The sequence below is a fragment of the Paracidovorax konjaci genome (assembly GCF_900112675.1).
Taxonomy (GTDB): Bacteria; Pseudomonadota; Gammaproteobacteria; order Burkholderiales; family Burkholderiaceae_C; genus Paracidovorax; species Paracidovorax konjaci.
The window spans coordinates 335,972-357,697 of the sequence record NZ_FOMQ01000002.1 but is presented as its reverse complement, the minus strand read 5'-3'; the positions used below and the strand labels follow the sequence as shown (position 1 = coordinate 357,697).

The 21,726-nt window shown below is 65.6% G+C and carries 15 protein-coding genes and 1 pseudogene; 11 read left to right on the top strand and 5 right to left on the bottom strand.

Annotated elements, in window-relative coordinates; genetic code table 11:
• Nucleotides 1-20: 20 nt before the first annotated feature.
• Complete coding sequence (locus tag BM144_RS04175; protein ID WP_092950024.1) at nt 21-704, top strand: hypothetical protein; 684 nt, start codon at nt 21-23, stop codon at nt 702-704.
• Nucleotides 705-1,007: 303 nt separating this feature from the next.
• Here the strand turns inward: BM144_RS04175 and BM144_RS04170 are convergent, their stop codons facing one another.
• The 3 genes from BM144_RS04170 to BM144_RS04160 all read right to left on the bottom strand — a co-directional run bounded on the left by BM144_RS04170 (nt 1,008) and on the right by BM144_RS04160 (nt 3,940).
• Entirely contained in the window at nt 1,008-2,399 is a 1,392-nt protein-coding gene (locus BM144_RS04170) for a sensor histidine kinase (protein WP_092950124.1), read from the bottom strand.
• Nucleotides 2,400-2,531: 132 nt separating this feature from the next.
• Complete coding sequence (locus BM144_RS04165; RefSeq protein ID WP_092950023.1) at nt 2,532-3,206, bottom strand: response regulator transcription factor; 675 nt, start codon at nt 3,204-3,206, stop codon at nt 2,532-2,534.
• Nucleotides 3,206-3,940: a PepSY domain-containing protein gene (locus BM144_RS04160; protein ID WP_092950022.1), complete on the bottom strand. Its 735-nt coding sequence runs from the start codon at nt 3,938-3,940 to the stop codon at nt 3,206-3,208. The genes BM144_RS04165 and BM144_RS04160 overlap by 1 nt, the downstream gene beginning before the upstream one ends.
• A gap of 121 nt (nt 3,941-4,061) precedes the next feature.
• Between BM144_RS04160 and BM144_RS04155 the strand changes: the two genes are divergently transcribed.
• On the top strand, nt 4,062-4,700 hold the full coding sequence (locus BM144_RS04155) for a PepSY domain-containing protein (protein WP_092950021.1): 639 nt from the start codon (nt 4,062-4,064) through the stop codon (nt 4,698-4,700).
• A gap of 50 nt (nt 4,701-4,750) precedes the next feature.
• Here BM144_RS04155 and BM144_RS04150 read toward each other — a convergent pair whose 3' ends face one another.
• Nucleotides 4,751-6,811, bottom strand: a complete 2,061-nt coding sequence (locus BM144_RS04150; RefSeq protein ID WP_092950020.1) for a bifunctional 2',3'-cyclic-nucleotide 2'-phosphodiesterase/3'-nucleotidase — start codon at nt 6,809-6,811, stop codon at nt 4,751-4,753.
• 224 nt (nt 6,812-7,035) lie between these two features.
• On the opposite strand from BM144_RS04150, the gene BM144_RS04145 reads away from it, so the two are divergent.
• From BM144_RS04145 to BM144_RS22545, 9 genes and pseudogenes are all read left to right on the top strand, one after another.
• Nucleotides 7,036-9,354: a type VI secretion system Vgr family protein gene (locus BM144_RS04145; RefSeq protein ID WP_092950019.1), complete on the top strand. Its 2,319-nt coding sequence runs from the start codon at nt 7,036-7,038 to the stop codon at nt 9,352-9,354.
• Nucleotides 9,344-9,847, top strand: a complete 504-nt coding sequence (locus BM144_RS04140) for a hypothetical protein (RefSeq protein ID WP_092950018.1) — start codon at nt 9,344-9,346, stop codon at nt 9,845-9,847. Before BM144_RS04145 ends, BM144_RS04140 begins: the two co-directional genes overlap by 11 nt.
• 144 nt (nt 9,848-9,991) lie before the next feature.
• The gene (locus BM144_RS04135; protein ID WP_092950017.1) at nt 9,992-11,299 is read left to right on the top strand and encodes a hypothetical protein; all 1,308 of its coding nucleotides are present in this window, start codon (nt 9,992-9,994) and stop codon (nt 11,297-11,299) included.
• On the top strand, nt 11,296-12,447 hold the full coding sequence (locus tag BM144_RS04130) for a DUF2169 family type VI secretion system accessory protein (RefSeq protein ID WP_092950016.1): 1,152 nt from the start codon (nt 11,296-11,298) through the stop codon (nt 12,445-12,447). The genes BM144_RS04135 and BM144_RS04130 overlap by 4 nt, the downstream gene beginning before the upstream one ends.
• A 24-nt stretch (nt 12,448-12,471) precedes the next feature.
• The gene (locus BM144_RS04125; RefSeq protein WP_139225628.1) at nt 12,472-13,680 is read left to right on the top strand and encodes a hypothetical protein; all 1,209 of its coding nucleotides are present in this window, start codon (nt 12,472-12,474) and stop codon (nt 13,678-13,680) included.
• 15 nt (nt 13,681-13,695) lie between these two features.
• A complete protein-coding gene (locus BM144_RS04120) occupies nt 13,696-18,495 on the top strand; it encodes an RHS repeat-associated core domain-containing protein (RefSeq protein WP_092950014.1) in 4,800 nt (1,599 codons plus the stop codon).
• The gene (locus BM144_RS22550) at nt 18,492-18,950 is read left to right on the top strand and encodes a hypothetical protein (protein WP_139225627.1); all 459 of its coding nucleotides are present in this window, start codon (nt 18,492-18,494) and stop codon (nt 18,948-18,950) included. Before BM144_RS04120 ends, BM144_RS22550 begins: the two co-directional genes overlap by 4 nt.
• Nucleotides 18,951-19,442: 492 nt before the next feature.
• A pseudogene (locus tag BM144_RS23770) lies at nt 19,443-19,835 on the top strand (RHS repeat-associated core domain-containing protein); the annotation flags it as partial.
• A gap of 919 nt (nt 19,836-20,754) precedes the next feature.
• The gene (locus BM144_RS22545; protein ID WP_175525942.1) at nt 20,755-21,054 is read left to right on the top strand and encodes a hypothetical protein; all 300 of its coding nucleotides are present in this window, start codon (nt 20,755-20,757) and stop codon (nt 21,052-21,054) included.
• A 234-nt stretch (nt 21,055-21,288) separates the two neighbouring features.
• Here BM144_RS22545 and BM144_RS04100 read toward each other — a convergent pair whose 3' ends face one another.
• Nucleotides 21,289-21,723: a group II truncated hemoglobin gene (locus BM144_RS04100; protein WP_092950010.1), complete on the bottom strand. Its 435-nt coding sequence runs from the start codon at nt 21,721-21,723 to the stop codon at nt 21,289-21,291.
• Nucleotides 21,724-21,726 lie beyond the last annotated feature (3 nt).

Below are 21,726 nucleotides of genomic sequence, written 5' to 3'. Positions count from 1 at the left end.
CACCAGCAGAGGAGTCATCAATGGGCAGTATCAAAAAAGTTCTGGAAGCACCCAAGAACATCAACGGCGAAAGGAGTTCACTGCCGGCGGACCGTGAACAGGCGGTTCGGCAGGCCAGCACCTCGCTGGCCAACCACCTGCGGTCCAGCGGACAGCAGACGCTCAATGTGAACGACCTCATGAAGCTCGCGCTCAACAAGGACGGCCAGACACCCGGCAACGTGTCCGACGCCGCCAGCTACATGCTGGCGAATCCAAAGCTCTTCTCCCAGCTGGAGTCGGCCGACGACGCGTCCGGCAAAGCCGATGGCATCGCCAGCGTGGATAGTTTCGATCGCGCCGCCAATGGCGCATTCGACGGCAAGGTGCCCCAAGGGCTCAGGGTACTCGTGGGCAACGGCGGCAGCTTGCAGCGCGCCATGCCGGACCACGAAGTCAAAGACGTGCTGAACACTTTCCGGGCAGGAACACCCGACAAGCAACTGGACGCGCAGGATCTTTACGAACTCTCGCAGAACCCGGCGCACGATGCCCCTCCGGCGCTGACCCAGGCCGCGAAGCGTGCGCTGGGCGACCCCAAGCTGCTCAAGGAACTCGGCCTGAGCGAAGGCCAGGGCGCCCCACGCAAAACGCCAGAGGTATCCGCCACGCCGATCGGGCAGCTCAACAACGTAGCGCTCAACGCCACGGCGCTGCGCGCCTGAGCCGCCGTTGCCTGCAGCAATGCAGAAAACACGCCACCGGACCGAAAGGGCGACCAGTTCCCTGGTCGCCCGGCAATCCGCACGGTAGGCAGGACGAGATTTCCCATGGCCCCCGATGGGGCCCGACAATCCAGCGCACGCGGCAGAGCATCGATCACGCCCATGGCATGGTCATCCAGGCCGTGGGCGGCCCGCGCCGCAGCCATGCCAGGGTTCTGCCCTTCAGTTCATCGGCACTCGAAGTGCATTCGGTGGAGCCTTCTTGGACAAGGCCCACACCGAAGTCGCCTGGGCACCGCCCCGTCATTCCGTGCGATGCCGCCTGGCCTGCATCAGTCCGCGCATCTCCAGCCACACACCCAGGCCGCGAAGATCGTCGCTTTTGCGCAGGTGCAGGTGGCCCCCATAGGCCTGTGCGATCTGGCTCGCGATCGCCAGGCCGAGCCCGCTGCCCTGCACCGATTCGTCAAACCGCACGCCACGCTGCCCGGCGGCCTGCAACTGCTCCGGCGTCATGCCCGGGCCATCGTCTTCAATATCCAGGCGCAGGCTGGCGTGCTCGGCATCCCCCGCCATGGAGAGCGTCAACCGCACCTGCGAAGCCGCCCACTTCCCCGCGTTGTCCAGCAGATTGCCCAGCACTTCCTCCAGGTCGGCCCGCTCCCCGCGCCACAGCAGGAGGCCTGCAGTGCGGTCTTTCAACGCCCAGTCCAGCGCCTGCGCGGCATGCAGCCGCTCCATCATGCGCAGCACCTGGGCCACGCACTCGCGCACGTCCACCGCCTGCCCCGTGGCACCGGGGTGGGCATGCAGCGCATCGCTCAGGGTGCGGGCCTGGTAGCGGTCCACCAGCTGGGCCATCGCCTCGACCTGGTGGCGCACCTCGCTGCTGGACACCTGGGGCTGCGCACTGGCCTGTGCGCTCAGCAGGGCCAGGGGCTTCTTGAGGGCGTGGTTCAGGTCCACCGCATGGGCACGCGCCCGGGCCACCACATGCGCGTTGTGCGCCAGCAGGCCGGCCAGTTCATTCTGCAGGGGCTGCAGATCCCTTCCCGTGGGAGCGGCCAGGTGTTGCGCCACATCGGGCCCCGCGCCGTTCGGCGCCCGCAGGGTGGCCAGCAGCGCTTCCAGGCGGCGCAGCGGCGCGAGGCCCACCCGCACCTGCAACCATGCCAGTACGCCGGCCAGCGCCATCAGCACCATTCCGGCCAGCACCAGGGTGCGGTCGATCTGCCGGATGCTGTCTTGCAGCTGGGCTGCCGGGCCATACACCGTCAGCGCCACCGGCACGGGTGGCTGGCCCAGGGCGATGGGCAGGGTCAGCGCCAGCAAGGGCTCCTGCAACGGGCCCGTGGCCGGGTGCAGCACGGCCGAGCCGCGCGTGGGCCGTGTGGCGACGGGCAGGCTGTCCATGTCCCACAGCGACCGCGAGCGCAGCACCTCGCCGCCCGCATTCGCACGCCAGTACCAACCGGCGTAGATGGCGCTGAATTCGTCCGCCCCGCCGGTGGCCTCGCGCAGCCCGCCCTGGGGACCGCGGTGCAGCCGCGCGCCCACTCGCTGGGCCTTGTCGCGCAGCACCTGCTCGAAGCCATCCAGCAGGCTCTGGTGCATCTGCCCGCGCAACCACAGCCCGCCCGCCGCCACCAGCAGCAGCATGGGAATCAGCGCCAGCAGCGCGATGCGCGTGGCCATGGGCCACTGGGCCAGCCTCAGCGCCCATGCGGAAAATCCCCGGGCCGGCTGCGCAGGAGGCTGTGGCGCAGAGGGTTCCGGCACCTCGTCGAAGCCGCTGCCGCCGTGCGTCATCGCGGCCCTTGCAATGCTTCAGCCCGGGGCATCGGAGGCCACCAGACGAAACCCTTGGCCGCGCTCGGTCACCAGCTGCGGCGCGCCGCCGAGCTTGCGGCGGATGCGGCCGATGAGTACATCCAGCGTGTTGGAGTCCGGATCGAGGTCGCGCGCATACACATGCTCGCTGATGTCGGTGCGCGTGAGCAGCCGGCCCGGGTGGTGCATGAAATAGGCCAGAATCTTGTGCTCCTGCGCGGTGAGCTGCAGACCCTGCCCCTGCAGCGAGAAGCGGCCCTGCACCACGTCGTACTCCAGCGGGCCCAGGCGCAACACCGCGGCGGCCGATCCGGCCGTGCGGCGCAGCATGGCCCTCAGCCGCAACACCACCTCGTCCATCAGGAACGGCTTGGTCAGGTAATCGTCGGCCCCCGCGTTGAAGCCGGCGACCTTGTCGCTCCAGCGGTTGCGGGCCGTGAGCACCAGCACGGGCCAGCCACGGCCGGCCTCGCGCCAGTCGTGCAGAACGCTCAGGCCGTCCTTGAGCGGCAAGCCCAGGTCCAGCACCGCGGCGCTGTAGGCCTCGGCGCTGCCGGCGAAGGATGCGGCCTCGCCATCGTGCTCCACATCCACCGCGAAACCCGCCGCCTCCAGGGCGCCGCGCAATTGCTGCGCCAGCGCCACGTCGTCTTCCACCACCAGGATGCGCATCAGTCGTCCACTTTCTGCCGTATCACTTCCAGGGTGACGGCATCGACTTCCAGCTCCAGCTTGAAGCCGTTGGGCTGCTGCAGCTCGACGCTGTAGTAAGGGCGGCGCCGGTGGTCGGTCTCCAGCTCCACTTCCAGCACCAGCCCGGAAAATCGGGGCCGCAGCGATTCCAGCATCACGGCCATGGATTTCGGGGGGGCCTGCGCGGCGGCCGGCTCGGGCGGATGCAGTACCTCGCCCGTGCGCACATCCACCAGCAGCTTCATGTCGCCGGCGGGGCGGTCCGAGAACTTGACCTCGTAGACCGCCTTGCCCTGGGCATCGCGCTCGAACTCGGCGTTCACCACGCGCGAGCCGTACCGCTGCTCCAGTTGCTTGATGTACCGCGCCATCTGCGCCAGCGAAACGGGTTGCGTGGGCCAGTCGCGCTCCTGCGCCACCACGGAGCCGGTGGCCGCGTCGACCAGCACTTCATGCTTGTCGCCCCGGGCATCGATGATCGTGATCTCGTAGCGGAGCTCGCCCTTGCGCCCGCGCTTGCTCTCCACATCGATGACACGGCCCGCGTACTGGCGGCTGATGTCCGAAATGATGCTGTTGAGTGGCTTGAGCTGGCCGGTGAGCACCCCGCGCCGCGCCGCATCCTGTTCGGCCGCAGGGACGTGGGCGCAGGCGAGCACCATCGCAGCGCACGCTGCCGCCCGCAAGAAATAGCCCGGTGTCCGTTGCTCCATCGCGCGATTATTGCGGGCGCCATTAAACGGCCCATGAATGGGCGCTTCATGGTGGGTTTAGGAAGGTTTGCACACACTGCCTCCAGATTCCAAACCATCGCAACACCGAAAGGAAGCAACCATGAAGAAGACCGTCATCACGCTGGCCATCGCCACCGCAGCCGCACTGCCGTCCCTCGCCCTGGCCTTGAATGCCCAGGAGGCGGTCCACGTGATGGCGCAGAACCATTACGTCGCGCCGCACGACCTCCAGAAGCAATATGGGTACTGGACGGCCGAGGCCGTCTCCCAGGACGGCGTGCGTGCCCACGTGCTGGTGAACGATGCCAACGGCAGCTTCACCGCCGTGCGCAAGAGCGACATCGGTACCACGCTGCCGAGCGCGGAGCAGGTGGCCCAGCGGCTGCGCGCCGGCGGCTACGCCGTGGTGTACGACGTGGAACTGGACGACGGCTTCTGGGAAGCGAAAGCCCGCAAATCGGTCCAGCAGCACGAGAAGGTGGAATTCGTGCTGCACCCCGTGACGCTCGAAGTGCTGAGCCAGGTGGGGCGCTCGGGCGGCACGCTCAACAACCAGCCCGTGCTCGGCGCCGAGCAGGTGGTGCAGGCACTGCAGCAGGCCGGCTACACCCATGTCCGCGGCATCGAATACGACGACGGGTTCTGGGAAGCCGAGGCCACCAACCGCGCCAACCAGGCCGTGGAATTGCGCGTGGAGCCCACCACCGGCCAGGTCCTGAGCGAACGCCTGGACGACTGACCCCGATGCAAGGGCCGGCATGCACCGACCCTTGCATCCGGCCGGCCGGCTTATTTCGACAAGTCGAGCCGGTACTTCGACGTGCCCTTGCCCGAGCCATCGTCGGCGGCGAGCAGCGAGATGTTCGCGAGGCCGGCAGCCTGCGCCACGGAAAGCGCATTGCCCCCCGAACTGAACACCACCGGCCCGGCCGTGGTGGCCTTGGCGAAACGCCAGCTCTTGGCCGCACCATTGGCCGTGCGGGTCACGCTGGGGTTCTTGCGGATGTAGTCGATCACCACGTCGCGGTTCGCATCGGGCGATGCCCAGATGGTGCCGGAGCCATCGAGCTTGTCGATGAAGCTCTTGCCGCTGGTGGCGCGGTAGTTGTTCGTGGCGATCACGAACTCCTGCGCGGTATTGATCGGCTGGCCCTTGTACGCGAGGTTCTTGATGCGGCTGCCGGTGGGCTGGGTGACATCGATCTCGTACTGCACGTCGGTGCTGGTGAACATGTCGAAGTTGTAGCCCGGGAAGGTGCTGATGAGCTGCTGCTCGGAGGTCTTCGCGGGGTCGATCTGGTTGAAGCGCTTGGCCGCGGCTTCCAGCCAGTTCTTGATGTCCGCGCCATTTACCTTCACCGCGTAGACGGTGTTCGGGTAGAGGTACAGGTCGGCCGCATTGAAGATCGCGAGCGGGCCGGTGGCCACATCGGTGTAGTCGGCACCGCCCTGGAAGCCGGACTTGAACGGCGCGCTCACCGACAGCACCGGCAGGTCCTTGTACTGGGGCAGGTTCGCCTGGATGTAGGCCGACACGTAGGCCTGCTGCGCCTGGTTCACGATCTGGATCGCGCCCGGGTCGCCCACGTCGGCGAACAGCGTGCTCATGCGGAAATCCGTGCTGCCGATGGGCGTCTTCACGTAGCCGATGGTGGCCTGGTGCTGCGACTCGACGAGCGGTGCGATGGTGGCATCGGCGCTCACGTACACGGCCTTGCCCGCCGCGTCCTTGCCGGTCTGGATGTTGCGCAACTCGCTCTTGCTCGCGGACCTGTCCACGCTCCAGGCCTTGCCGTCCCACTTCATCTTGAGGCTGATCACGCCGAGCGCCTTGCCCCACGAACTCGCCATCACGGCCGGCACGCCGTTGATGGTGCCCGCCTTGTTGTCCACGCCGGGCTGGCTGTAGGCCGGCGTGGCCGCCGTGTCGGGGAACACGCTGTGCTGGTGGCCCATGACCATGGCATCGATGCCCGGCACCTTGGAGAGGTACAGGCCCGGGTTTTCCATCGTGGGCGTGTACGCACCCGCGTCCAGGCCACCGTGGAGCAGCGCCACGACGATGTCCGCCCCTTTGGCGCGCAGCTCGGGCACGTACTTCGTCGCGGATTCCACGGCGCCTTCGGTGTACACCTTGCCGTCGAGGTAGCGCTTGTCCCAGTTCATGATGCCGGGCGTCGTGAAGCCGATCACGCCGACCTTGATCGGCAGCTTCACTTCCTTGCCGTCCGGGCCGGTGGCCACCAGCGTCTTTTCGATCAGCGTGTAAGGCTGCACGAGGGGCTGCCGCGTCTTGCTGCTGTACACGTTGGCCAGCACCGCGGGGTATCCCGAGCCCGCGCATTTCTGCTTGGCATCCACGCCCTCGACGTCCATGCCGCCGCCAAGCACCTGGTTGAGGAACGGCAGGCCGTAGTTGAACTCGTGGTTGCCCAGCGTTCCGGCATCGAAGCCGAGGGCGCCCATGGCCTTGTACATCGAGAGTTGCTGGTTGCAGGGGATCGCCTTCACCACGGCTTCGTAGTCGGCCAGCGCCGTACCCTGGATGGTGTCGCCGTTGTCCACGAGCAGCGTGTTGGCGAATTCCTTGCGGGCCTGGCGCACCAGCGTGGCGGTGCGCTCGAAGCCGTAGGACGGGTCGTCGGCCAGCTTGAAGTAGTCGTAGCTGCGCACATTGAAGTGCAGGTCGGTGGTTTCCAACACGGCCAGCGTGGCGGTGGCGCCGGCGTTGTCGCTGGCACCGTCGCTGCCGCCGCAGGCGGCCAGCAGCACGGCGGAAGCCGCACCCAGCGCGTGGAGCGGCCATGCGGCCCGGCCGGAGATCGTCAGAGGGGAGAGATGTGCAGGCATGCAAGGGTCCGTGGGTAACAAAACCTGCGAGTGTTGGCATCCCGTGTGACATCGCCATGACTTCATGCACAAAGCGCATCACCTCGCCAGCCGTTGCCTTCTGTTGCCATCCTGCGGCATCCCGGGAACATTTGGATGCAATGGCACGACAGTAACAGTGCGTTCGCACGTACCCCCGCCTCCATAATGCGGCCCAACAACAACGCCTGGAAACAGTTGATCGCATGACGAATCGTCGCGTAACAATTCAGACACCTTTGGGAGAGGCCCTGCAGTTCCGCCAGTTGCAGGGAGTGGAGGAACTCTCGGCCCTCTCGGCCCTGGAGATCGACCTGCTGTCCAAGGATTCGTCCATCGATCCCAAGGCCCTCCTGGGGCTCGGCACCACCGTCGTCGTGGAAACCGAAGGCCAGGGCCACCGCTATATCGACGGCATCGTCACCGGCTTCGGCATGCGCGGGCAGGACACCTCCGCGCAGTTCGCCTACCGCCTCACCCTCCAGCCCTGGCTCTGGCTCGCCACCCGCCGCACCGATTTCCGCATCTTCCAGGAGATGGACGTGCCGGCCATCGTCACGCAGGTGCTCTCGCGCTACGGCAAGCCCTTCGTGCAGCGCCTCACGCGCGGCTACCGCAGCCGGCCCTACACCGTGCAGTACCACGAGAGCGACTACCAGTTCATCTCCCGCCTGTGCGAGTCCGAAGGCATCTACTGGTTCGTCGAACACGCCAGCGGCAGCCACACCGTGGTCTTCGCCGACGACGTGGTCGGATCGCACGCCCCGCTGCCCGGCGGCGGCACCATCCCCTTCTACCCCCCGGGCAAGGCCGCCATCGCCGACCGCGAGCACATCTTCGCCTGGCACATGGGCCAGGGCGTCGCTCCCGGGCGCGCCTACCTGGACGATTACGACTTCAAGAAGCCGCGCGCCGACCTCTCCGAGATGCGCCAGGCGCCCCCCGGCCATGCGCAGGACAGCTACGAGCGCTACGAGTGGCCGGGCGGCTATACCGAGTTCGCCGACGGCGAGACCTACACCCGCCTGCACATGGAAGAGGGCATGGCCGGGCGCGAGCGCGCCCGGGCCGAGCTCAACAAGCGCAGCATCGCCCCCGGCTACACCATCGTGCTGGAGAACTACCCGCGCGGCGACCAGAACCGGCAGTACCTCGTCACACGCGTTCAATACCACCTGGAGGAGAACGTGCAGGCCTCCCAGGGCACGGGCGGCGTGGGCCAGACCCAGGGCGGATCGGTCCAGAAGTTCAACATGGAGGTGCATCCCACCTCCCAGCCCTACCGCCCGCAGGTGACCACCCCTCGCCCGCGCACCACCGGCCCGCAGACGGCGGTGGTGGTGGGCCCGGCCGGCGAAGAGATATGGACCGACGAATACGGCCGCGTCAAGGTGCAGTTCCACTGGGACCGGCTGGGTGCCATGGACGAGAACTCCAGCTGCTGGGTGCGCGTGTCCACCAGTTGGGCCGGCCCGAACTTCGGCGCCGTCTTCACGCCGCGCATCGGCATGGAAGTGATCGTCGACTTCCTGAACGGCGACCCCGACTACCCCATCATCCTGGGCTGCGTCTACAACGCGGCCAACATGCCGCCCTGGGGCCTGCCGGGCAATGCCACGCAGTCGGGCGTCAAGACCCGGTCGAGCAAGGGAGGCGCGGCGGGCGACGGCCTGAAGAACGGCGCGGGCGATGCGAACGCGCTGCGCTTCGAGGACAAGAAGGGCGCCGAGCAGCTCTGGCTGCACGCCCAGAAGGACCAGCTCACCGAGGTCGAGAACGACGAGGACAAGTGGGTCGGCCAGGACCGGCGCAAGACCATCGACCGCGATGAGACCAGCGTGATCCACCGCGACCGCACGGAGACCGTCGATCGGGATGAAAAAATCACCGTGCACAACAACCGCACCGAGCGTGTGGACCACGACGAGAAGATCAGCATCGGCGACAACCGCCGCGAGGACGTCGGCATCGACGAAACCATCGACATCGGCAAGAACCGCAGCAAGACCATCGGGCGCAACGAGAAGGACAAGATCGGCAACAACTGGTCGATCAAGGTGGGCAAGATCAAGACCGAGACCATCGGCATCGCCTCCATGCAGAACGTGGGCGTGGGCCGCATGGAAAACGTCGGCGTGGTCTACAACCTGAACGTGGGTGCCATCATGGCCACGATCGTTGGAAACAATCAGAGCACCACGGTGGGAAGCGACCGCAATGTCAAGGTCGGCTCCAACCAGAGCACGGTGGTGGGTACCAAGTACAGCCTCACCGTCGGTGGAGGTGGGGGCTCTGGTGCCGCGGGTGCGGGCGGCCCCCAGAACATCGTGGCATCTTCTCCATCGGGCGGCGGAGGCGGAGGCGGCTCGAGCATCACCATGGATGCGGAATCCATCACGCTCAAGGTCGGCTCCAGCAGCGTGATCTTGCAGGCTGACGGAACCATTACCGTCAATGGCCAGAGCATCCGGCTCATCGGCTCCAGCGATGTCACCACCACTTCCGGAGGCATCCATGAAAACTGATGCCCGCATGGTGCGCGGCCGCGATACCGGGGCGCTCTCCACCCCGTCGCCTGCAACTGCGGATGCGTTCGCGCTGCTTCCCGCCGAAGTCATGCGCGTGGAATCAGACGGCATGGCCCTGGTGTCGTGCCAGGGGCGCGAGATCCGCGCCGCACTCGCCTCGCAGGTGCCGGGCGTAGTGGCCGGGCAGCCCGTTCTGGCAGCGCTCGGCAGTGGAGCGGATGCGGCAGAACTACCCGCCCTGATCGTCGCCGCATGGCCGGTGCCGGGGTCTCCGGTATGCCCGCCTTGGCAATTTGACCGTGCCACTGGCAGCCTTGCGCTGGAAGTGGCACAGATCGACATGGCCGCGGTGAGTCAGGTGGTTCTGCGTTGCGGCGATGCCCGAATGCAGTTCACCAAGGTTGGTGCGTTGGAAACCCGTGCGCACCAGATCACCTCGGCAGCGGTCGAGACCCACCGCATCGAAGGCGGCTCGATCGAACTCAACTGATACCGGAGTGCATGCACCCCCCGTGGTGCTGGATGCGGCCATTTCGGCGATGTCCTGCATGCCGATCAGACCCATGCACACGACATGGACTCCTTTCCGACGATGACACCTTTCCGAACGAATGCTCCGCCTCCACTGCCAGGGATGCTGCCCACGCAGATGGACATCGCCATCCGGGCCTACGGGAGACGTGCCGGACTGCTGCGTGGCGGATACACCGTCCGCGCCCTGAAGGCCGTGGACCAACGTCTGGATGCGCTTGTGGCCGTCTGCCGCTACTACGGCCCGGCGTGTCAGGAAGCAGCTGCCGATGCATACGGACGGGCCAAGCCGTTCGACCGGCACAGCGCGGCCTTCGTGCGCGTGGCGCTTTCCGAGCACCACGAAACCGATGCCCCGAAACGCCTCGCGCTCATAGGTACCTTTCTGCAGCAACACGCCGGGGCTGTCCGGGATGCCCTGTGGTTCTACGGCGCGCCCGATACCTGCCAACACCTCCTCGCATCGACCACACCGGCGCTGCGCGACCTGGGGGTGGAACTCGCCGGCCGCCTGGCCTTGCCCGCGCACCTGGATGGCGTACACACGGCGGCCTGCAACGGGGCGAACCAAGACACCTGCCTGCTCGCGTGCGCGCTCATGGGTAAGCTGCCTCCGCGCACGCAGGAGCATTGGACCTCCGTGCTGAAGGGCCAGGACCTCGCGCGGCAGATCATCACGCTTCAAGCGCTGGGTGCGATCGGAGGGCACCTGCCGCTGCCCGAACTACGCTCCTATATCGGCCGCCTTACCGCGGCGGACGGGCCTTCCGAGGCTTCGCACCCCATCGGCTGGGCCGCTGCCGTGGATGCATCGATGGGGCTCTGGACAGCCAGGGAACCCGAAGCGGCACTGGAATCCGTCGTGGGAGGCCTGCGCATCCCGAACGAGACCGCCCTGCGTGTGGTGGCGGTGGCCGGCAAGATCCAGGGTTTGCTCCCTGTCCTCGATTTCATCGAGCGGCTGGACAGGCCGGTCGATCCTGCAGAGCGCGACGTGCTGCAACTGGTTTTCGGCCAGGTTCCTCCCGAATTGACTTCCACCCAGGCCGTGGACCCCTTGGTCCGCCAGGGCGCGCTTCGTGCCATGGCCTGCGACGTGTTCGCGGCCAACGGATGCACGGGGCTGGAGCCTGGCCACATCGCGGCATGGGCCGATCCGGTGACGAAAGACAGGCTGTGGGCCCTGGACGCCGTGCGCATCCGCGGAGCCTCGCCCCTCCACCCACGTACACGTCTCGAACAAGCTTTCGACGTGAGCCATGCGATGCGGGGCTGGCTCTACCACGAGCACGCGGCCGCCTCCGGACGGGCGTTTCCGGTGCTCACGGAAGATCTGGCGTCACGGCAGATGGGTGCCGTCGAGGCCGTGCAGCTGATCGCCGGGCTCGAAGACGACGGCGCATCGCCATGAACTGCGAAATCCTCAATCACACGCCGTTCCGCGCCCAGACCTTCGCGCACCGAGATCCGCAGGCAGGCAACATGCTGGTGATCGTCGTGAAAGGAACGTGGCTGCTGTCCGCACAAGCCCAGAGCCCTCCCCGCCTTGCACCTGCGGAACGGCAGGCGCCCATCGCACGCAGCGGGGTACTGCAGAGCCTCGGCAGCCTGCCGCTCGACGATGCGCAGGCAGCCGTCATCGAGGCCCGGCGCGGCGAATCCTGGGCTCGCGTCGAATCCGAGCATGTGCCACCCAAACCCTGCTTCGATCTGCTCGTGAACGCCTGGGCCGTGGCCCCGGGCGGACAACCTGCGCTGTCGATGGATGCCTCCGTGGACTACCTGGCACAGGGGTCCACGCGCCGCCTGCTCGATCTGCGCGCGTTTGCGCCGCGTTGCTGGATGGCCGATCTTGGTGGTCTGGGACGGCTGCGCGCGGCTGGTACGGGCCCGGTCTCCCGCATTCCGCTGTTGCGGCCGTTCGCCTTCGGCGGACAGGTCACTGACGCGAAAACCGGTGCGCACCAAGCGCTCGACAGCAATCCCGAAGGCATGGGCTGGTACCCCAGCGCCGCAGCCGCACAGAGTGCGCCGATGCCATGGGTGGAATCGGCCGAAACGGCGCTCGGCGGCTGGGATGATTCCGTTGCGCCCACAGCGCTCGGGCACGTTCCGCCCCACCACCTGCCTCGCCGGGCGTTGCAGGGAACCTTCGACGAACGGTGGCGAACGACACGCGCCCCCGATCTTCCGGAAGATTTCGATCCCCGCCACTACAACGCCGCCCCCGAGCCCCTGCAACTGCGCGAAAGCCCCAGGCCCGGTCACGGCCTGGTCCTGCAAGGCATGTCCGCGGAAGGCCCGCTGTTCTTCACCTGGCCCGAAATCACGCTGACCGCCCAGGCGGAAACCTCGGGCGGCACGCTGCTTGCGCCGCAGGAAATGCGCTGGGACACGGTGCTCGCGGATACCGAGGACCGGCATGCCTCGCTTCTCTGGCGCACCGCACTGGCCCTGCCTTCGCTGGAGAGCATCGGCCTCGTACACATCACGGCCCACGCCCGCGCGCCCTCCTTCGCGAAGTGCCCCCCCCACTCTGCGCCGGCCACGCAGCCCTGACGCCCGCTTTTTCTCCTCCCTGCCATGCCCTCCCCATCGACACCCCCTCCCGCGCCGCGCCTCTGGCGGATCGAGCACTGCGGTGCGGTCACCTCGGTCGGCACCCGCGCCTGGCAATCGGCCGCATCTTGGGTGGGCATGCAAAAGCGCTTCCGCAAGACGCTCCAGCCTCGCATTGCCGCCCGGCCCTTCACTACCGCGCCTTGCCCGGAAGTGACGGGCGGACTCGACGGCATCCCCCGCCTCGCGCGGCTGCTGGCTGCGGCTTTGGCGGACCTGTCGGAGGCATTGCCTGGAGCCCGGGACGCCAGCCATGCCGTGCCGGTGCCCGAGCCGGACCGTCTGGTGCTGGCCCTGCCCCTGCGCATCGAGGGCGAAGCCTGCGCGGAAGTCTGGCGCCAGGCCCTGGCCGAACTGGCCCGATGGGCCGGTCCGCAGGTGGCAGCGGCGTGGGTTGCACGGCCATGCCATTTCGTTCGCGGAGGGCATTCCGCCGGCTTCGCAGCGCTCGAAGCTCTAGGCAAGCTCGGCGAACACCAGGGTACTGCGCTGCTCATGGCCGTGGACAGCCTGCTCGACGAGTCGTCTCTTGCGCAGGCGCACGCACGCGGTGCTCTGCTGGCCGAAGCCACGCCCGATGGCTGCGTCGCCAGCGAAGCCGCCGCCTGCCTGTGGCTGACGGCTGTATCCGACACCCGCGCCTCCCACGCCCGTGGCCTCGTGTTGCACGCCCCTGCGCTCGCCGGCAACGCCACGGCGCACCGGCGCCCGCCCCAGGACCCCGATGCGGCAGCCCTGGAAGAGGTTCTGCGCACGGCACTGGCCCAGGCGGGCTGGGAAGGGGACAACGTGGGCTTCAGCCTGTCGGATTTCGACGGTTCCTCGTGGCGGGCCCTGGCCCAGGTCGCCGCGCGCGTGCGGGCGGCACGCTACCTGGACCCGACCGACTGGGAGCCGGCCGCCGTGATCGGTCAGGTGGGTGCTGCCACGGGCCCCGTGCATTGGGCTCTGGCCGCACAGCGCGTGCTCCACGACCTCCATCCCGCCAACTCGATCCTGTCATGGACGCTCGACGAGGGCACGGAAGCGGCGGCCGTGGCACTGGAGCGTACGTTGCAGCATCCGCGGGCACATACAGCGCAGGGACACGCCGCAGAGGCAGGCTCCCACCCCGAGCAGGTCCGCACCTATTCGGCCCGCTTCCTCCAGAACAACCAGAACATTGACCGATAGGGAGAAAACCCGAGCATGGGCACGCACATCTTCAGCGGGGGCCGCGGAGCGGTCACGCAGGTGGCCGATGGCTGGACCTTCGAGCCTGCCACGCCGGTCGAACTCAAGACCAAAGGCAACCCCGGCGTGGCATGGCACGCCAACAACAGCCGCACCATCCAGATCCCTCTGGGCACCATCCGCGAACACGGCACCCAGATGGCCAACCGCTATGGCGCAATGGACCAGGGCCGGCACGACCCCGTGCCCGTCAAGGTCGGCTGGTTCACCAAAGTGCGCGACAAGGTCAACCAGTACTCCACCTACGTCAAGGACGTGGCCCACGAAGCCGGGGAGATGGTCGTCGATGGCGTGACCACGCTCGCCAACGCCGTGCTGGTGCGCCTCTCGCCCCAGACGGCCAAGATGATCGACAACGCCGGCAAGGTGCTCGGCGGACTGGAGGCCAAGCACTTCGGCGATGCCGCGCAGGCGGAGATCGACCAAGTGCTCGAAGCCCTCAAGGACCCCTCCACCTACGCAGGCCTGGGCATCTCGATCGCCGCCACCGCTGTGCAGGGCGTGCCCGTGATCGGCCAGGCGGTGGGGGGCGCCGTGATGGTGGACCGCGCCATCGGCACGGGCCAGGCCGCCATGCAGGCCGCCGACGAGATCCGCGCCATCACCGCCACCTGGACCTCCGAGATGACACCCGCGCAGCTCGAAGAAGCGCGCCAGCGCCTGGCACGCTGGCTCGTGGGCAGCGGCGCCGCCCTGCTGTTCGCGCTGGCGGGCAAGCGCTTCAAGCGCAGCACCAAGAGCGAGGGCAAGAACGACACCAAGGCCACGCCCCAGCACAGCAACAACCAGCAGCCGCACGGCAAGGGCCCCTGCGAAACGTGCGCCATCGGCGGCCCCGTCCTCATCTCCAGCGGGCAGAAGCTCATGGACGAGACGGACTTCGCCCTGCCCGGCCCGGGTCCGCTGCTATCGCTCGCCTGGCGCCGCCGCTACCGCTCGGGCCTGGCCGAGGACGGCCCGTTCGGCCGCGGCTGGAGCCATTCGGTGGCACAGGAACTGCGCCTCTCCGCCGAGGGCATGGTGCTGCTGGACGATGCCGGCCGCCACGTGCCGCTGCCCCTGGTCGCCGAAGGCGCCGAGCACTTCGACCGCTACGAGAAGTTCACCGTGCGCCGGCCGGGCGCCGACCTGTGGATCGTCGAACACAAGAGCGGCCTGCAACACCACTTCCGCCGCCACGCACCCGGGCAATGGCGCCTGCCGCTGGCACGCCTCTCGGACCGCGACGGCAACTCCATCGCGCTGCACTGGGAACCGCTGGAACCTGGGGGCAACGGCACGCAAGAGGTGTTGACCTGGAGCGGCCGGCAAGAGCGCGAACGCCGCGCCCGCGAGGACGGCACGGACGCTGCTCCGCCCCCGACGGCCGCGGCAGACACTTTCGGCGCGGCGTTCCGTCCGCAGCGCCTCACGGGCCTGACCGATACCGCAGGGCGCCACCTGCGCCTCGCGTGGACGCGCGCCTCGGCGCCCGCGCCACAGGACGCGCTGCTCGGCGAGCGCATCGCCGCGGTGGAATGGCTCGTGCCCGGCCATGCGCCCACCGTGCTGGCGCGGTACGACTACGACGCGCACGGCCAGCTCATCGCATCCCACCATGGAGACACGCCCTACCGCCAGTACGCCTGGCGCACGGGCGTGCTGGTGGGCTACCGCAAGGCCAGCGGCCACCGCTACTTCGCCCAATACGACACCGAAGGCCCGCAGGGCCGCGTGCTGCGCTCCTGGTGCGCCGACACCCCGATCCCCGGCCAGGACGACGACCGCTTCGCCTACTTCCCCCAGGAGCGCATCACCCGCCACACCGATGCACTGGGCCGCGTCACCGCCTACCACTGGGATGCGCGCTTCAACATCGTCTCCACCGTCGTCGCCGAGGGCACCCCCGAGGCCACGCGCGAGGACACGCCCTTCGACGCCACCGGCACCCCGCGCGGGCGCATCGACCCCCTGGGCCGGCGCACCAGCCTGCGCCACGACGCACGCGGCAACATCGTGCAGATCGTCGATGCCCTGGGCCAATCCACCCAGCTGCAGTACAACCCGCTGGACCTCGTCACCGTGCTGCGCGATGCCCTGGGCCACGAATGGCGGCGCGAGTACGACGCGCGCGGGCATCTCGTGCAGTCCACCGATCCGCTCGGGCAGACCACGCGCACCGTCTACGACCTGGCCGGCCGGCCCGTGCAGACCACCGATGCCCGTGGCGGCACCCGGCGCCTGGCCTGGGACGAGGCCGGCAACCTCATCGCCGCCACCGACTGCTCCGGCCGCACCACGCGCTTCGCCTACGGCGCCCTGGGCCAGCTCCTGGCGCGCACCGATGCACTCGGGCAGACGACGCACTACACGTACGATGGCTCAGGCCGCCTCGTGCGCGTGACCGAGCCCGGCACGGGCAACGCAGAAGGACGCGGCACCCCCGCCGTCCACCAGTACGCCTGGAACGGCGAGGCCCAACTGCTCGCCTACACCGACCCGCTGGGCCACACCACCCGCTACACCTACGACGGTGCCGGCCGCCCCCTCACCCGCGTGGATGCGGCCGGCCGCACCCTCGCCTACCACTACGACCGCGCCGGCCGCCTCATCGCCCTCACCAACGAGAACCGCGCCCAGACCACCTTCCGCTACGACCTGCGCGACCAGCTCACCGACGAGATCGGCTTCGACGGCCGCTGGCAGCGCTACGTCTACAACGCCGCGGGCGAACTCACCCACGCGGTCGAGACCGGCGGCTGCGAGGCCGGGCCCGGCAAGGTCACGCGCTTCGAGCGCGACGCGCTGGGCCGGCTGCTCGCCAAGCGCTCGCACGGACACGGCGCCGCAGAAGCCGCACTGGAATCCACCTACCGCTACGACGCGCTGGGCCGCCTCACGCAGGCGAACAACGGTGCGGCGCACCTCGCCTTCGCCTATGACCCCGTGGGGCAACTGCTGGCCGAGACGCAGACGCTGATCGGGCAAGGGACCGGCACCGTGCGCAGCCGCCCGGGCCATCCGGTCTCCAACGATCTGGTGCGCACCCTCTCCCACGGCTACGACCCGCTGGGCAACCGCATCCGTACCGGCCTGCCCGACGGGCGCGCGCTGCACTGGCTCTTCTACGGCTCCGGGCACCTGCACCAGATCAACATCGCCCCGGCGGACGGCCAGGGCGCCCACGAGGTCATCACCGACATCGAACGCGACGCCTTGCACCGCGAGACGGAGCGCAGCCAGGGCGCCGCCACCAGCCACTACGGCTGGGACCCGGCCGGCCGCCTCGTGCGCCACCGCGCCAGCCTGCGCGGCAGCGGCAACGTGGCGACGGAGGCAGGGGCTGCCGTGCTGGAGCGCGCCTACGCCTATGACGCCACCGGCCAGCTCGTCGCCCGCGCCGACACCCTGCGCGGCCGCCAGGACTTCCGCTACGACCCCACCGGCCGCATCCTCGCCGCCCTGCCCGGCCACGGCAGCCGCCTCGCCAGGGAACTCTTCGCCTTCGATCCGGCCGGCAACCTGCTGGACGGCTCCGCCTCGCAGATCGAGCGCCAGCACGCCCAGGAGGGCCGTACCGAGCGCACCGGCCTGGGGGTCGTGGGCGACAACCGCCTGCGCTTCTACCAGGACCTGCACTTCGAGTACGACGAGCACGGCAACGTGACGAAGCGCACGCGCGGCAACCAGAAAGCGGGCACCCACGAGGTCATCGAACTGCGCTGGAACGCCGACCACCAGCTGGTCGAATCGACCACCAGCCGCCACGGCGTGACCCAGGCCACGCGCTATGCCTACGACGCCCTCGGACGGCGCGTGGCCAAGTCCGACCGCTTCGGCGCCACGCACTACCTCTGGGACGGCGACCTGCTGGTGCACAGCCAGCGCGGCGGGCGCGAGGCGCTGTTCGTCTACGAGCCGAACAGCTTCGTGCCGCTGGCCACCCTCCAGGGAACGCAGGATGATCGCCAGACCTACTGGTACCACTGCGACCAGATCGGCGCCCCGCTGGAGCTGACCGATGCGCGGGGCCACATCGCCTGGGCTGCGGATTACAAGGTCTGGGGCGAGGCCACGCTGCGGGCCGTGCCGAGAACGGCGACTGGAACGGACGGGCTGGCCGGCGAACGGCGCCGGGGGCATGGGCCGGGAATGGACTCGCACGACGCCAACGACAAGGCAGCCCGGCACACCGTGCCTCCGCTCATCGAACAGCCCTTCCGGTTCCAGGGGCAGCAGTTCGATGAGGAAACCGGGTTGCATTACAACCGGTTTAGGTATTACGACCCGGGGGTGGGGAGGTTTGTTTCTCAGGATCCTATCGGGTTAATGGGTGGTACAAACTTATTCACGTATGCACCCAACTCATCCGACTGGTTTGATCCTTTAGGACTCAGCCCGCAGAAAAGCAGTTCATCTAATAAGAACTGTCCTTGCGAAGAGAAAAAGAAGGATGACTGTCCCAACAGAAAGCATTTCAAAGATTATAACCAGGCCAGAAATGCCGCGTTGGCATGGTTAACAGCACGGGGTTTCTCAGCCAATACAGTAAACACAGGTAAATTTGGCTCTACAGCAGGACAGCCGGTTGGGATGACAACGGAAAACGGAAAAACTGGTTTTAGAGTTGAGCATGATTCAAGATGCGGAGGACATATCAATGTATTCAACGGCAAAGAAGAAGGCCCGCATTTCACCTTTGAAGGATCAAGCAAAACGGTAGAAAAGATACAAGGCAGCTTTAACTTACCATCAAAACCTTGGAGAGGCAGATGAACATTGAAGAAGAAATACTAGAGAAGATCGCTCCTTACACCATCAACAATCATTTGATCGTCGAGCACAATCAAGAAAAACTAATAAATCCCCTAAGCAAAAAATTTAGCTTTTCAGGTTCGAAAATAGATTGGGGAAAAACCCGAAACCACTGGCTATACAACTACAATCCAAGAAACAAAACCATCAACACGACAGAAAAGCTAGAAATCGTAGCAAATGAATTAGAAAATAAAAACTTCCAGTCCATCATTGATCAAAGTCCAAGAATATTTTATATCAATGACTCCTCATTGGATTTCGGCTTAATCATATCCAGAAATATTTTTTGGGATGTATTTAGATTGATTATAATTAATACTCCTCAACATCATTATTTCTTTCCCGAGGACGGCTCTTGGTGTCTCGCAATCACTATGGAGGGTTTTGTCGACTATGGAGAGTCTGTTAAATAGTAAGGCTGTCTCGAAACTGGAGTGCAACATGATCTTCATAGCCTCATCGCAGAGCCACGCGCTTACCCTCGCCCATTTGCTACGCCATTAATAGCAGCCTGTCCAATGATTTCAACGGAATGAGCGTGATGTCTCTCGAACGTTGCCAATTGTTCTGTCTGTCACCTTAATTCACCGGCACGAACACGCACCGTGGAGACGCGCCACGCTTCGCACTCGGGCGTGGTCTAGTGGGCTACCGCCACGGCGTGACCCAGGCCACGCGCTATGCCTACGACACCCTCGGACGGCGCGTGGCCAAGTCCGACCGCTTCGGAGTACCTCTACGAGCCGGGTAGCTTCGTGCCCCTGGCCAAGCTGGAGTCGGAGTGGAAAGGCGACGGAGCAGAGAAATCCGGACCAAACCCCCTCCACGCCGCCGATTTCATTGAAGAGCTTGCTATTGAAAATATAGCAAATACATCTGAGCGGCCGAAGACGTTTACCGCCTACTACTACCAGTGCGACCAGATCGGCGCGCCGCAGGAATTGACCGATGAGCAGGGCCGCATCGTCTGGGCAGCGAGCTACAAAGTCTGGGGGGAGACGCAGGCGCTGCAGGTTCTGAAAACCGGCACGGACGGTTCGGCGGTCTTCACGCATGCGGATCGGCCTTTGGCACTCGCTGCACAAGGCGATATCCAGGCCCTCTCCTTCGTCGAACAACCCCTGCGCTTCCAAGGGCAGTATGCCGATGGGGAAACCGGGTTGCATTACAACCGGTTCCGGTATTACGACCCGGTTATTGGCAGGTTCGTCCATCAGGATCCGGTTGGGTTGGAAGGCGGAGCCAACCTCTTCAGATATGGGATCAACCCAATTACATGGATAGACCCTCTCGGACTTAAATATCGCTCAGGGACACGCTCCCCACATGTCGTATCAGGTAAAGACAAGCCAAACAATTCCACACAACAATTATCAGAATGGCGAAGATCCGTTTGTATGCATGGTATTAAAGATGAAATGAAGAAATTTCTTGGGGATGAGTTTGTGAAAGTTGAAGAAGGAAAATGGCGAAGTATAGATGGCACTCGTCGATTCAGAGTAACACCTGGAGACTACTCTGGAGCCCATGGTATGGGCAGTCCCAACATCCCCAATACTCCTCACGTACATTTTGAGTTTTTCACCCCAAAACCGACAAGAAGGGCAACCCCACCGGCAATTTCACTGTCACAAAGAATGTCCATGTTCCAATAAAGAGGTGCCCATGATTAAATATTGGATAGGCCCTTACAGCAAAAAAGAACTATCCATATCATTCGATTACGGCAGTGCAAATTACTTCATTGAGGCACTAAAAAAATCAAAGCAACCAAACAATTCAACTCATTTCAAGCAAAATACAAGAAAGCCGCCTCCGAAATTCAGTCAGAGATAATCATAAGCATTACCGATGATGAAGCCCTTGAATTCATTGACATCAAAGAAAAACTTGTTCATATTGAGCTTTCAGAAGAATCCGTTGAGTATGCAATCTTCAAGATCAACAAATTTCTAATAGAAGGGGATTTCTCGCCTGCAGAATATTATTCATTATCCACAAAAGAGAAAAGAGGCAACATTCAAGTTTATTTCATCAAAGAATCACAATAAATCCGTTACTCTATCCAGGCATGTCGCCAGCAACCGACTTACCGTCTGCCAGGACCTGCGCTTCACCTACGACCTGCACGGCAACATCACCGAGCGCCGCATCGGCTGGCACACCGTCCAGCATTACCGCTACAGCCCCGAGCACCAGATCGTCGAGGCACGGGTCGTGCGGTACCGCGACCGACCTGCGGAAGGCCACGTGCAGCCCGCTGCCACCGAACAGGTCACCCGCTACCGCTACGACCCCCTGGGCCGGCGCATCGACAAGGCCGATGCCTTCGGGCACATCCGCTTCCTCTACGACGGCGATCTCCTCACCGGCGAATTGCGTGGATCGCGCCTGTCCGAGTACCTCTACGAGCCGGGCAGCTTCGTGCCCCTAGCCAAGCTGGAATCAGAGTGGAAAGGCGACGGAGCAGAGAAATCCGGACCAAAACTCCTCCATGCCGCCTATTTCATTGAATAGTTTGCTATCAAAAATATAGCAAATAAAGCAAAAATCCGAAGATCTTTGCCATCCACGACCAATACTGCGACCAGATCGGTGCGCCGCGGAAATCGACCAAGGGGCCAGGCCCCGTATGGACGGAAGCAGCATGGCCTGGGGAGATGCGGCCTTGAGAGGACGCCACACGGAAGCCATCCTGAATAGGGCATTTTCAGAGACCGCCCGGTTCAAGCCTACACGCGGGCCGCGCTCTCACCCGCCCCGGTTCCGCATCCAATCCGCCGTCCCCATGAAACTCTCCCGCAGCCGCGCCCGCAGGGCCTCAGGGACACCGCTCTCGCCCATGGCCTGGTCCATGCAAGCCACCCACTGGTCGCGTTCCTTGATGCCGATGGAGAACGGCATGTGCCGCATGCGCAGGCGGGGATGGCCGAAGCGTTCGATGTAGTGGTCCGGGCCGCCCAGCCAGCCGCAGAGGAACCAGAACAGCTTGTCGCGCGCATCGGCCAGGGTGGTGCCGTGGGCGGCGCGCAATTCCCGGTAGGCGGGCTCCAGGTCCATGAGGTCGTAGAAGCGGTCCACGAGGGTGCGCACGGCGGGTTCGCCGCCGATCCACTCGAAGGGAGTGGCAGCGGGCGTCGGCACGGCGGCTGGCGAAGGCAGGGAAGGGTCTGCAGGGGAGGTCATCGG

Bases quoted from the DNA above. Each gene is read 5' to 3' on its own strand.
- BM144_RS04120 (WP_092950014.1), top strand. From the start codon at position 13,696: ATGGGCACGCACATCTTCAGCGGGGGCCGCGGAGCGGTCACGCAGGTG.
- BM144_RS04125 (WP_139225628.1), top strand. From the start codon at position 12,472: ATGCCCTCCCCATCGACACCCCCTCCCGCGCCGCGCCTCTGGCGGATC.
- BM144_RS04165 (WP_092950023.1), bottom strand. From the start codon at position 3,206: ATGCGCATCCTGGTGGTGGAAGACGACGTGGCGCTGGCGCAGCAATTG.
- BM144_RS04100 (WP_092950010.1), bottom strand. From the start codon at position 21,723: ATGACCTCCCCTGCAGACCCTTCCCTGCCTTCGCCAGCCGCCGTGCCG.
- BM144_RS04170 (WP_092950124.1), bottom strand. From the start codon at position 2,399: ATGGCCACGCGCATCGCGCTGCTGGCGCTGATTCCCATGCTGCTGCTG.
- BM144_RS04155 (WP_092950021.1), top strand. From the start codon at position 4,062: ATGAAGAAGACCGTCATCACGCTGGCCATCGCCACCGCAGCCGCACTG.
- BM144_RS04160 (WP_092950022.1), bottom strand. From the start codon at position 3,940: ATGGAGCAACGGACACCGGGCTATTTCTTGCGGGCGGCAGCGTGCGCT.
- BM144_RS04145 (WP_092950019.1), top strand. From the start codon at position 7,036: ATGACGAATCGTCGCGTAACAATTCAGACACCTTTGGGAGAGGCCCTG.
- BM144_RS22550 (WP_139225627.1), top strand. From the start codon at position 18,492: ATGAACATTGAAGAAGAAATACTAGAGAAGATCGCTCCTTACACCATC.
- BM144_RS04135 (WP_092950017.1), top strand. From the start codon at position 9,992: ATGCTGCCCACGCAGATGGACATCGCCATCCGGGCCTACGGGAGACGT.
- BM144_RS04140 (WP_092950018.1), top strand. From the start codon at position 9,344: ATGAAAACTGATGCCCGCATGGTGCGCGGCCGCGATACCGGGGCGCTC.
- BM144_RS04130 (WP_092950016.1), top strand. From the start codon at position 11,296: ATGAACTGCGAAATCCTCAATCACACGCCGTTCCGCGCCCAGACCTTC.
- BM144_RS04150 (WP_092950020.1), bottom strand. From the start codon at position 6,811: ATGCCTGCACATCTCTCCCCTCTGACGATCTCCGGCCGGGCCGCATGG.
- BM144_RS04175 (WP_092950024.1), top strand. From the start codon at position 21: ATGGGCAGTATCAAAAAAGTTCTGGAAGCACCCAAGAACATCAACGGC.